8 protein-coding genes are annotated in these 12,113 nt (G+C 55.7%); 2 read left to right on the top strand and 6 right to left on the bottom strand.

Going from position 1 to position 12,113, the window contains the following annotated elements; all coding sequences use genetic code 11:
- Nucleotides 1-19: 19 nt before the first annotated feature.
- The 5 genes from dhbA to R9X49_RS13245 are packed head-to-tail and all read right to left on the bottom strand — an operon-like array spanning nucleotide 20 to nucleotide 7,659.
- Nucleotides 20-790: a 2,3-dihydro-2,3-dihydroxybenzoate dehydrogenase gene (gene dhbA / locus R9X49_RS13265; protein ID WP_319848856.1), complete on the bottom strand. Its 771-nt coding sequence runs from the start codon at nucleotides 788-790 to the stop codon at nucleotides 20-22.
- A 5-nt stretch (nucleotides 791-795) separates the two neighbouring features.
- Nucleotides 796-3,939, bottom strand: a complete 3,144-nt coding sequence (locus R9X49_RS13260) for an amino acid adenylation domain-containing protein (RefSeq protein WP_319848855.1) — start codon at nucleotides 3,937-3,939, stop codon at nucleotides 796-798.
- Nucleotides 3,936-4,811 carry an isochorismatase gene (locus R9X49_RS13255; protein ID WP_319848854.1) on the bottom strand — a complete coding sequence of 292 codons (876 nt, stop codon included), beginning with the start codon at nucleotides 4,809-4,811 and terminating at the stop codon, nucleotides 3,936-3,938. Before R9X49_RS13255 ends, R9X49_RS13260 begins: the two co-directional genes overlap by 4 nt.
- A 26-nt stretch (nucleotides 4,812-4,837) precedes the next feature.
- A complete protein-coding gene (locus R9X49_RS13250; protein WP_319848853.1) occupies nucleotides 4,838-6,466 on the bottom strand; it encodes a (2,3-dihydroxybenzoyl)adenylate synthase in 1,629 nt (542 codons plus the stop codon).
- The gene (locus tag R9X49_RS13245; protein WP_319848852.1) at nucleotides 6,463-7,659 is read right to left on the bottom strand and encodes an isochorismate synthase MenF; all 1,197 of its coding nucleotides are present in this window, start codon (nucleotides 7,657-7,659) and stop codon (nucleotides 6,463-6,465) included. Before R9X49_RS13245 ends, R9X49_RS13250 begins: the two co-directional genes overlap by 4 nt.
- Nucleotides 7,660-7,990: 331 nt before the next feature.
- On the opposite strand from R9X49_RS13245, the gene R9X49_RS13240 reads away from it, so the two are divergent.
- Nucleotides 7,991-9,253 carry an MFS transporter gene (locus tag R9X49_RS13240; protein WP_319848850.1) on the top strand — a complete coding sequence of 421 codons (1,263 nt, stop codon included), beginning with the start codon at nucleotides 7,991-7,993 and terminating at the stop codon, nucleotides 9,251-9,253.
- A gap of 91 nt (nucleotides 9,254-9,344) precedes the next feature.
- On the top strand, nucleotides 9,345-11,315 hold the full coding sequence (locus tag R9X49_RS13235; protein WP_319848849.1) for a TonB-dependent receptor domain-containing protein: 1,971 nt from the start codon (nucleotides 9,345-9,347) through the stop codon (nucleotides 11,313-11,315).
- Nucleotides 11,316-11,364: 49 nt separating this feature from the next.
- Here R9X49_RS13235 and R9X49_RS13230 read toward each other — a convergent pair whose 3' ends face one another.
- Entirely contained in the window at nucleotides 11,365-12,081 is a 717-nt protein-coding gene (locus R9X49_RS13230) for a 4'-phosphopantetheinyl transferase family protein (protein WP_319848848.1), read from the bottom strand.
- Nucleotides 12,082-12,113: the final 32 nt, after the last annotated feature.

Raw genomic sequence — 12,113 nt, 5'->3', positions numbered from 1 at the left:
TTGTCACTCTCTCAGCAAATCAGGCCGTCAGCGTTGCCCCGCCATCCACCACCACGTCCTGCATGGTGATGTGGCTGGCCAGATCGGAAGCCAGAAAAACCACGGTATTGGCGATCTCTTCCGGCTGAGCAATCTTGCCCAGTGGAATACCCAGTTTGTACTGGTCAGGAAAGCCCGCGATAGTGCGCTGCTCGGCATCGGCGCTGTGCCACATGCCGCGCTGCATTGGCGTATCCGTCGATCCCGGCGACACCAGATTGCAGCGCACGCCGTAAGGTGCCAGCTCCAGACCGGCACAGTGAGACAGGCTGGTGAGCGCCGCTTTCGAGGCGCAGTACGCCGCCATCTGTAGACGGGGAACATGCGCGGCATTGGAGCCGACGCAGACAATCGCGCCGCGGCGCTGCTGCTTGAAATGCGGAACCAGCGCGTTCAGCAGGTAAAATGCACCTGAGGCATTGACGTTAATGCACTGGTGCCAGTCGTCCACGCTCAGCGCGTCGATGTCGCCCAGACGCAGAATCCCAGCGGCGTTGACCAGAATGTCGAGTCCCGTTTCTGCCAACTGCTGGCGACAGACTGCCGCCACACTGTCCGGTTCGCTGATATCCAGCGTCACACAGCTAAACGGATGATCCTGATGTCGGAATGCACGGTCGAAGCCGATCACGTTCGCGCCCAGTGCGACAAACTGGCGGGCAATGCTTTCGCCAATGCCGCTCGCCGCGCCGGTGACCCAAACGGTCTGGCCGCTGAAATCAAATTGAAGAGGTTGTGCCTTGTTCATCATTTTCCCTACCACACCATTTCCACGCTGTTTTCATCCTGTGACAGCCTGTCGTCCAGATAGCGGCAGAAGTCGCTGAGCTGGGGATGATCGAACACATCAGACACCTTGATGCTGACGGAAAATTCGGCGGCCAGACGGTTGACGATCTGGATAGTCTGCAATGACTGTCCGCCCAGCTCGAAGAAGTTATCCCGCGACTGGATCCCCGACACGCCGAGGATCTGCTGCCAGATCGCACTGACTCGATTCTCGGTTTCGCTGGCTAACGCCTGCGCCGGTGCCTCATCGTGGTATTCCGCCAGCAGGCGCTTGCGATCGACCTTGTTGGAGCCGGTTTTCGGCAACTGGCGGAAAGCACGATAATCGGTCGGGATCATCGCTGGCGGCAGCACGCTGCCCAGACGCTGTTTCAGCGCACGCGCGTCGATCTCGCCTGCTTTATTAGCGACAAACGCCACCAGACGCCGCACGCCATTGGGGTAAACAATGCCCTGCACGCAGGCTTCATCGACGTCCGGCTGTGCCAGCAGATGGGCTTCGACTTCCCCAGGCTGGATCCGGTAGCCGCTGATTTTAAACTCGTTATCCATGCGCCCGAGGTACAGCAGCTGTCCTTTTTCCAGCCGTACTCTGTCGCCCGTGCGGTAAGCCGGAAGCTTCCGATCGCCCACCGCTATTTGCGTAAACGCCGAGTGTTCTGTACCGATGTAGCCCGCCGCCAGCATTGGCCCCAGCAGCACCAGTTCTCCTTCCGTCGCAGGGCGGTCGCCCGCCGCCAGAATCAGCGCATTGACGCCTGCCAATGGCAGACCGATAGGAAGCTGTGCCACATCGGCAGACTGCGTTTGCAGATCGCAACTGGTCGCCACCACCGTGGTTTCCGTTGGGCCATAGGTGTTAATTAAGCGCAGCGTATCCGGCGCATGGCGTTGCCACTGCACCAGCTGTTCGGGGTACACCGCTTCACCGCCAATGATGATGGCGCGCAGTGCGGAAGGCAGGGTCAGCGTGCCGGTTTTCAGCCCCACGACCCATTCATTCCAGAATGCGGTCGGCAGATCGAGCAGGGTAATCGCCTGTTCTTCGACCTGTTCGACAAAGGTCGGAATCGATTCCAGCATCTCATCAGTGCGCAGCACCAGCGTTGCACCGCTGGTCAGCGTGGCAAAGATCTCTTCGATGCTGGCATCAAAGTTAAACGGGGCAAATTGCAGCACGCGATCCGCCGCGCGCAGGCCATAGCGCTGGCGTGCCGCCGCGATGAAGTGATCCAGTGCGCCGACGCCGATCTCCACGCCCTTCGGCAATCCGGTCGATCCCGAGGTGAACATGACATAGGCAATCTGTCCGTCTCTCGCTTCCACAGGCGGCAGTGCGGCGGCCTGTGTGTTGAATGACAGAAGATGCCCCGCCAGAACGATCTCGCCGGAAAAGACCGACGCCAGCCGATGCTGGTAGTCCGCCTGCGTCACAATCGTGCGTAACCCGGCAATCTGGATGATGTGCTGCTGACGTTCGTGCGGCTGTTCAGGGTCGAGCGGTACATACACCGCGCCGCACTGCATCACGGCCAGCAGGCAAATGATGGTTTCTGGGCTGCGGTTCAGCATGACACCGATGCGCTCGCCGGGCTGAACGCCGCGCTCATGCAGCGCCGCGGCGGCCTGGCCGCTCAGATCCAACAGTTGCTGGTAACTGTACTGCCGGTCGCGCTGTGTCAGCGCCGGATGATTCGGGTTTTTACGCGCTTGCTTGGCGATCGCCGTCAGAACGGGTTCAACGAACGGCTCAGGCTCGCGGCTGGTGATCAACGCCAGTTCCCGCTCTTCACGCAGCCAGTTCCCCAACAGCTCACCACTGGTTTGCTGCGGCTGTGCCAGCCAGCGTTGAAGCAGCGTGAACAGCGTTTCTTGCAGGCTGGCGAGCGCTTCTGCGCTGTAACAGGCTGGGTTGGCATCAAAATCCAATACCGGTGTGCCATCGGTTTTGAAATGGATCTCGATGGTCAGATCTTCAACCGGTCCGGCGCTGAGATTCAGCGTGCTGGACGACAGCGATCCGTAGCTGAGCGGATGATCGAACGGCATGATATTGATCAGCGGACCAAAGAGCCGCTGTTCACCGCCGACGCGGTTCAGATCGCGACGTAAATGCTCATAGCGATAATGCTGATGACGACGCAGCGTGCGCTTGGTGCGGGCAACCTGCTGCGCCAGTGTGACAAAGTCCGCCTGTTCATCTACCTGAATGCACAGCGGCACAATATTCATCTGCATGCTCGGCACCGTCAGCGAGGCAGAGCCGATACGGTTCATTACCATCATGCCGAACGTCAGTCGGTCGCTGCCGGACACCAGCTTGAGGTGCGTCGCCAGCATCGCCAGAAACAGATCCGGCCAGCTGATCTTGTTGCCTTCACACAGCGCCGTCAGCGGCTGCCAGATATCCGTCGGCAACACGCTGCTCTGGCGCAAAAAGCGCGCCGCGATCGGCGCTTTCTTCTCGCTGAAGCTGGCCGGTTCCGGCATCGCGTTCAGCGTTTCCAGCCAGAAATCACGCGCCTGCGCCGTCTGCCCGCTGGCATCACGCTGCTGTTCTTCTTCCAGCACCTCGCTGAATGGGCCGAACTCCGCCACCGTAGCGGGTTGCCCCGCCGTCAGTGCGCTGTAGATCTGGGCGATACGCTGAAACAGCATCGTCGTGCCAAAGCCGTCCAGCGCAATGTGGTGCACACAGCTGTAGAGAAAATCACGTTTTTCACCGCACAGCAGCGCAAAGCGGCAGGGTAATCCGTTCAGCAGATCCAGCGGCTGGGCGATTTCCTCACGCGCCCACTGGCGTATCGTCTGCTCTTCATCCTTCATCGGTACAGGCAACAGTTCAATAATCGGCAGCACGCCAATCGGCACTGGCAGTTGTGAAGCGACAAAGCCGATCTCCGGCTGCTCGGCCTGTTCACCCGCAACCTCAACAAACTGGCAGTACAGGCACTCGCACTCCATGACCGCCTGACGGATCGCACTCAGCATGGCTTCGATATCGACTTTGCCGTCAAACGCAATGCACTCCGCCGTGTTGAACGTCGCCTTATCATCGTTCAGGGCATGGCCTAACCACAGCCCGCGCTGCGCAACGCTCAGCGGCTTCATGATGCGGCTCCCTGCTGTTTTTCGATCAGCGCCCACCAGGCATTCAGGCTGGGGTTACGCGCCAGATCGACAAAGCTCAGCGTGACGCCCTGATTACGCCATTCGGTCAGCAGCGCCATCATGCGCACCGAATCCAGACCGTAGTCGATCAGGTTCTCATTTTCATCGAACTGATCCTCTTCTTCGTCGATCAAGGTCAGCAGGTGCGCTCTCAGTCCTTGCTTCGTCAGTGCCAGTGCCATTTTTGCTCCTGTGAGTTCTGCCGTGCTAACTACACGTCCAGCGCGCGTCGCCACATATTTCAGCGCCATCTGGTGTTCCTGAAGTGAGAAATCCGCCACCGCATCGCCGACCATGAATGGCTTGATGTCGCGCATGAAGGCATCTGTCGCGGTAATCATGCAGCCGATATGCCCGTAAACACCGCAGATAATCAGCTGATCTTTACCCATCTCCTTCATCATCGGTTCCAGCGGCGAACGGTGAAAAGCGCTATAGCGCCACTTCACCAGCACCGTATCGTGCTCATCCGGTGTCAGCACACTCACAACACGCTGCTTTTCAGGGTGATTATTCAGCCCTGCGCCCCACATGTCGTTCAGCAGCGCCCGGTCGGCCGCGCTTTGTGCGTTCGGCTGCGCGGTATACACCACCGGAATCCCCTGTGCTTTGCAGTAGGTTCGCAACGCCACAATGTTCTCAATCAACTGCTGCGCCAGCGGGCTGTCCGCACCATAGAAATTCACGAAATAATCCTGCATGTCGTGAATCAGCAGCACCGCGCGCTCAGGCTCAAACGCCCAGGCAACTTTGTTCTCAGGGAAATCCTGTGCGCGCGGCAGGGGATAAGAAGCAATAGAAGGGATTGCCATCACAAAATCCTTATTGGTTTTGAATACTACGTTCGGTTTTGAGTGCTAAGTTGGGTCTGGATGCGCTGACGGAGTGATTTCTTATCAATCTTGCCGACCGGCGTAACGGGCAAGGTGTCGATCATCTCGAAGCGGTCCGGCAGTTTGAATTCAGCAATACCCTGATTGCGAAGATATTTTCTTAACGTAATGGCTTTCAGCGAGGCATCGCTGACCACCAGAAAAGCGCAGCTTTTTTCGCCCATGACCGGATCGGGCATGGACACCAGCGCAGCATGAAGAATGCCGTCATGCTTGAGCAGCAGGTTTTCGATCTCTTCAGCGGCAATCTTTTCACCACCGCGGTTAATCTGATCTTTTTCTCGGCCGACCACGCGCAAATAGCCGTCCTCGGTCATCTGCACCACATCACCCGAGTGGTAAAACCCTTCACTGTCGAAGGCGCGGGCGTTGTGTTCCGGACTGCGGTAATAGCCACGGAAGGTATAAGGGCCGCGCGTCGCCAGCAGCCCCGCCTCGCCTCTCGGCACCGGATTGCCGTCGATATCCAGCACCTTAACTTCATCGTCCGGGCTCATCGGGTAGCCTTGCGTGGTGAAGATATGCTCGTCGCTGTCGTCCAGTCGGGTGTAGTTCACCAGCCCTTCCGCCATGCCAAGCACCTGCTGTAGCTGGCAGCCCAACACCGCCGGAATACGGCGGGCAACGGCTTCACTCAGCTTCGCGCCACCCACCTGCAAGATCTTCAGGCTATGCAGCGCGCCGCCAAACTGCTCGGCCGCCTGAATCCACAGCGCGGCGGCGGGCGGCACCAGCGAGGTAATATCGATCTGATGGCGTTCGATCAGCGGGAAGCAGGTCATCGCTCCCGGATCGGGCGCCAGCACAACGCGTCCACCAGCGTAAAACACACCGAGCGAACCGGGCGAGCTTAACGGGAAGTTATGCGGTGCGGGCAACGCGCACAGGTAGCGGGTTTGTGGCGTCAGCTCGCAAATTTCCACGCTGCGGCGCACGCTGTAGTAATAATCATCATGGGTGCGGGGAATCAGCTTCGGCGTACCGGTACTGCCGCCAGAAAGCTGGAAGAAGGCAACCTGCCCCGACGCGGAAGGCTGATACTGGCTGGCTGAAGTGCGCGGTTGCAGCCAGTCTGACAGGCTGTGCCCCAGTGGGCTGTCGCCGAGCATCACCACCGTTTGCAGGCGAGGAACCTGCGTCTGTAACCGATCCAGAAACTCGCCGTTGCCAAACAGCGGGTGTTCGGCCGATGCGATCAGTAAGCGCGGTTCGATCTGTGTGGCGTATGACAGCAGTTCCAGCTTGTTATGGCTGAACAGCGCGTTAACCGGCGCGACGCCCATTTTCAGCAACGCAAAAAAGGTCAGGTAAAATTCGGCCACGTTCGGCAACTGCACCAACGCGGTGTCACCACAGCGCAGGCCGCTTTCCGTCAGGCGCGATGCCAGCGCGGAAGATTGCCGATCCAGCTCCCGATAGCTCCACTGGCGCTCACCGCACACCACCGCAACCGCATCGGGCTGCGTCGTCAGATGGCGTTCCCAGGCATCCGTTAACGGCAGGCCGACCCAGTACCCCTTGTCACGATAACGCTGTGCCAGTTCCTCTGGCCAGGGCGTAAATTCAATGCTCATAGTCCATCCACACCTGAGTTAAGCCCAAACGCATTCAGCATCGTGTTTAATTTGGCGGCGGTTTCAGCCCATTCATCCTCGGGGACTGACGCCTCAACAATGCCCGCACCGGCAAACAGGCGGACGTTATTGTTTTTGATGGTGCCGCAGCGAATCGCTATCACCCATTCGCCATCGCCGTTGGCATCACACCAGCCGACGATGCCGCTGAATACGCCGCGATCGTGCGGTTCCAGTTCGGCGATCAGCTGGCGCGCTTCCTGCGTGGGGAAGCCGCACAGTGCAGGGGTGGGATGAAGCTGGCAGGCAACCTGAAGCGCCGTCATTTCCGGGTTAGCCAGCTCGCCGCTGATGGCGGTAGATAAGTGCCACATGGAAGCGGTGTGCATCAGCGAAGGTGCTGAGGGGATCGTTAACGACGAGCACAGCGGCATCAGGCGTTGGCGGATATCGTCCACCACCAGCTTATGCTCGTACTTGTCTTTGCCAGAATTCAGCAAGCGCTGGCTATTCAGGTAATCCAGATGCTCATCGTTCATTCGTCGCGCCGATCCTGCCAGCGGATTAGAGACAATGACGTTTCCCTGCTTACGCAGCAGCAGTTCTGGGCTAGCGCCCAGTAAGATGGAACCATCCGGCAACGGCAGCGAGAAGTGATAGCCACCCGCGTTCTGCACCATCAGGTTGTTGAGGATCGCTTGCGCCTTAACAGGCCCCGCCAGCTCAATGTCCAAAATGCGCGACAGTACCGCTTTGCTCAGTTCACCACGTCGGAAGCGCTCAACGGCCTCGGCCACGATGGATTTGAACTGACATTCATCTGGAACGCTGTTTAACGTTAGTGCGGCAGGTGACGCCGCCGTGTGCTTACGAGCACGGCTGACAAGTTCAGATTTCGTCGTAACGGTATAACTATCAGGGATATAGAGACAAGAGGGTTGTGTGGTATCAAAAGGAATCGCCCCTACCACAATAGGCAGAGACTGCCCTGCCTGACGCGCTCGCTGGAACGCCTGCGCGATTGCAGAGCTCAGCCTGTCATCGTGCGAATCTGGAGCACAAACAGGGGACGAAATACGTTCAAATAAGCCGGAAGTAGAAAGGCTACGGTGTTCCGATGCATATAAAAAAGCGGTCTGTTCCGAATAAGTTAGCCCGCTAAATGTTTCAGCTTCTGTAATCAGTGTATCCACAAGGCAGCTCCTGCGCTCGCAAATTAAATACCAATGATTATTAAAATCATTATCATTTATATCAAGCGCAGTTAAATTACACTGAAGTAACGTGTTCGGTCAATCCTTCCACGAAATGGTTATTCACGCCCATTAATTAGGGGTTATATTGATGTTAATCAATTTTTTTGGACATCTTTCATAACGGTTAATGGTTAGCAATAGGAATGTATTGATTATAAAACCTACATCACAGATGATAATGAAAATACTTATCATTCATTGTCAGGGAAATTAAGCTGCGCTAGACTGCGCGAATATTTTACTAACTGTGTCTAAATGTGAGCCCGTCATGGATGAAAGCATGTACCGCCCGCACACCCGATCCGTTGTGCATCTGGCGCTGCTAATTAACATGCTTTCCCTCGGCAGCCTGATGATGGTGATGCCGTTAGGTCCCGATTTCATCAGCGCCCTGTCTATGGATGCTAAGAACATCGGCTACATTAGCGGCGGCGCAACGTTTGCCTCCGCCATTGTCGGCTTCCTCGCCGCCCCTTATCTGGACAGATTTAACCGTAAACATGCTCTGATCGTTCTGCTGACGCTGCGCTTCGGCCTGACAGCGGCCTGTATGTTTGCCACCAGCCAAACCCATCTTTTAGTGCTGTTTATTCTGGCAGGCTGCGTAGCTGGGCCAGCCTCTGGCGTGTTGATGGCTGCGGTTGTCGATATTGTGCCGGCCAACGAGCGCGGAAAGCAGCTGGCCTACGTCGGTATGAGTTTTTCGCTCGCGGCCATTATCATCATGCCGCTGTCGCTGGAGTTAGCTCACCGTATTAACTGGCAAGCGCCGTTTTATATTTTCGGCCTCGGTGGCCTGCTGCTGGCGCTGTTAGTGCTGTGGCTCTTTCCTTCCATGCCGCCGGCGCATCGGGCCCAGCAAAACGCGTCTCCCAGCAAAGCCCCCACTTCCGTATTACACGATCTGCTGGCCTCCCCGCTTTTCCTGTTGGGGCTGACGGTGGTTTCGCTACAGATGTTCGGTCATTTCCTGCTGATTCCCCATTTTTCGAACTACTTTCAGTTCAATCTGGCGTTCCCGCGGGATGATATTTCCCTGCTTTATCTCTGCGGCGGACTGGCAAGCATGGTGACCATGCAGCTGTGCGGCAGCCTGCTGGATCGAGGGTATGCCAGCCGGACGATCGTGGTAACGACGCTACTGCTGGCCGTTGTCATCCTCTGCGGTTTCGTTTTGCCTTTTTCACTTTCCCTGTATCTGGTGTTCACCCTGTTCATGGCGCTCAGTGCAGCCCGCTCCAGCAGCACGCTGGCAATTACCGCCGGCATTCCGCTGCCGCATCAGCGCGCCGCGTTTATGTCCTATCAGGGCACCGCGGCCAACGTGGCATCAGGGCTCGCCAGCGTTGCTTCTGCCGCTTATCTGAGCACCTCGATTGAGGGAAAAATTGATGGGTTCTCACAGCTCGCCGTCGCCAGCACCGTATTTGCGCTTGCCGCCATGCTGCTAACCCTGCGCCTGATTCCGCAGTTGGCTGAACGCAGCCGGAAGATGGCCGCACGCCAGCCTGCGCAAGCGACGGAGCAATAAACCGCTCGATTTACTCAATGAGTGGGTCAGCAACACAGCACGCAATTTATTTATGGGGATGTTTTTTCCACTCTTTGATGGGGTTTTTGACATGCAGCTAAAATCGGAAAGTCGTTTTTCATATCATCATTTCCCACACAGCAAGGTGTCTCTCGCCCTGCTGGTGACCGGATTACTGGCACTGCCTGCACTTGCACAGGCGGAAAACGCGGCAGATGAAAAAATCGTCGTAACGGCAACACAGACGAAACACACCACGCTAAGCGCCCCCGCCAGCGTCTCTGTCATTACCAGTGCCGAGCTGGAAAAGATGTCGGTGAATAACGTTTCCGATGCGGTGAAAAAGCTGCCGGGGATTAATATCAATCCGTCGACTACCTATGGTCGTAACGAGATCAAAATCCGTGGTATGCGGGCAGACTACACGCTGCTGCTGGTAAATGGTCGCCGTATCAACGCCCAAGAATCACTTGCGACCGATATGGGGAATGATTTCGATCTTAGCTCCATTCCGATGTCGGCGATTGAACGTATCGAAGTCATTCGCGGCCCAATGTCTTCCTTGTACGGTGCCGATGCATTGGGTGGTGTGGTAAACGTGATTCTGCGCCAGCCGGGGGAGAAAGTTGCCGGAGAGATCGGCTATAACTTTGAAGCGCCGACTGAAGGTTCTGGCGGCGACCACAATCGCCTGAATGGCTACGTTAGCGGGCCATTGGTGGAAAATACGCTGCTGGGCAGCTTGATTGTCGATGGCGGTAAACGTGATGCGTGGCGTACCGAGCAATCGAAAAACCGCAACTCCGATGCCATAGAAAAACGCGATAACTACAGCGTGTTAGGCAACCTGACCTGGTTGATCGATTCTCAGCAGAGCCTGGATTTTGATGCGACTTATACCAAAGATGACCGTTTCGTCGATTGGAATAACTATGGTGCAACCGCCCATAATACTCAAAAAATAGATCGCCTTGGTATGGGTCTCACGCATAACGGGAGCTGGGACAGTGTCGATACGCGGTTACGTTATTACTACGAAAAAATCGATTTAATGGATAATTCTGAACTCAATAAAGGCATAGCCGATATTACTCAGAATAATCAGACGGTTGACGGCCAAGTGTCTGGTTACCTAGGTGACCATTTGCTGACTGGCGGCGGTGAATACCGCATCACATCGCTGGAACACAGCATGAACCTGAAAAATGGCAAAGTGAACGTTAATCAGAGCGCCCTCTTCCTGCAAGATGAGTTCAAAATCGCTGATTTAGCCCTCACGTTTGGTGGTCGCGTCGACCATCATGAGGTCTATGGCACCGAATTCAGTCCACGCGCTTACGCCACTTATAGTTTAACTGACAACTGGGTCATCAAAGGCGGCGTGAATAAAGCGTTTAAAGCCCCAACCCTCGCTCAATTTACCCCCGGCTATATGAAAGCAGCATGTCGCGGATTCTGCTATCTCGTCGGTAACCCTGATCTGAAGGCTGAAACCTCCATCAGCTATGAACTGGGTACTGCCTATGAGGCAGAACATTTCGGTACAGGTATCACCCTGTTTAATAATGATATCAAGAATATGATCCAATCTGAGGCTTGGGATAAAGACAGAACTAGGGTAGCCAATCTTCCTTATTACAACGTGGATAAAGCGCGGGTTCAGGGAATTGAAACCTCATTTTGGGTCGATCTCACGGATGACCTAAACTGGACCACTAACTGGACTATCGTCGATGCCGAAGACCGCACCACCAAGAAGCGCCTGAAAAAAACCCCAAAAAATACAGTTAACACGCAGTTGAACTGGCAAGCACTAGATAATGTATCAACCTATATTGCTTACCAATATACGGGGAACCAATATCTTCTTGACAAAGAGTCCACCAAGACTCGCGGTTTCAATACCGTGGATATCGGTGCCACTTATACACCGGTTAAAAACGTAGATCTAAAACTGGGCGTCACTAACCTGACCAACGAAAAACGGGACTATGTTGCCACTGACAACGACTACTTCCTGTCTGGACGTACGGTGTACGGCGGCGTGAGCTATAAATTCTGATGCTGATACGTTCTGAACAATGACTCTAGCCCGCTATTCGCGGGCTTTTTTAGCAGCAGATAAAGGTGGTGACGTCGTACTCTCTTAACAGATACGCGCCTTTAAAACGGCGTCCGGCGTAAAACGTCGGCGTCAGATCGGTAAGCAGTTCCAGCTCGAACTCGCGTTTGGTGATATCCAACGCCACTAGTCTGGCATCCAGAAAATCGAAATAGTGCCGGACCTGCGGGTAAAGCGCCTTGAACAGGCTCTCTTTCGCCGAGAAACTCAACGTCAGCAAACAGCTAAATGCTTCTTCCCGTTCCTGAAACCACTGGAATTCTTCGTCGCCGATGATGCCGGGCCACAGCGATTGCGCACGCTCATCAGACATGAACCCTTCAATATCAACTCCCACACACGAGAGCGTATCGCTACGCAAATGGGCGGCGCAGAGTACGCTGTCTTTGTTATGGCTCAGCGAACCGGCAATATTTTCCGGCCACTGCGGCGAGCGGTCTTCTGCACTATGCAGAATAAAATCAGGATGTTCCAACTTGCTCAAGACGCGTCTGGCCAGACAGCGCCCAGCCAGAAATTCGGCGCGTCGTTTCGGCACAGCACGCTCTAGCGCGTCGGAAAAAGGAATGTTCGCCTCGGCAAAAAGCGCGTCGTCATAGGCAGACAAATGGAAATGGCAGCGAGCAGTAATACCTGGGTAGGTGGCACCGTCCGTTGCCCGTGGAAAAGTAATCCATTCAACATCATCAATAAAAGCAGAAAGCATGTCACTCCACTCAGGCAAGCATATCGCACCCG

Source organism: Pectobacterium carotovorum (genome assembly GCF_033898505.1).
Taxonomy (GTDB): Bacteria; Pseudomonadota; Gammaproteobacteria; order Enterobacterales; family Enterobacteriaceae; genus Pectobacterium; species Pectobacterium carotovorum_J.
This window is presented reverse-complemented; position numbering and strand designations above follow the sequence as displayed.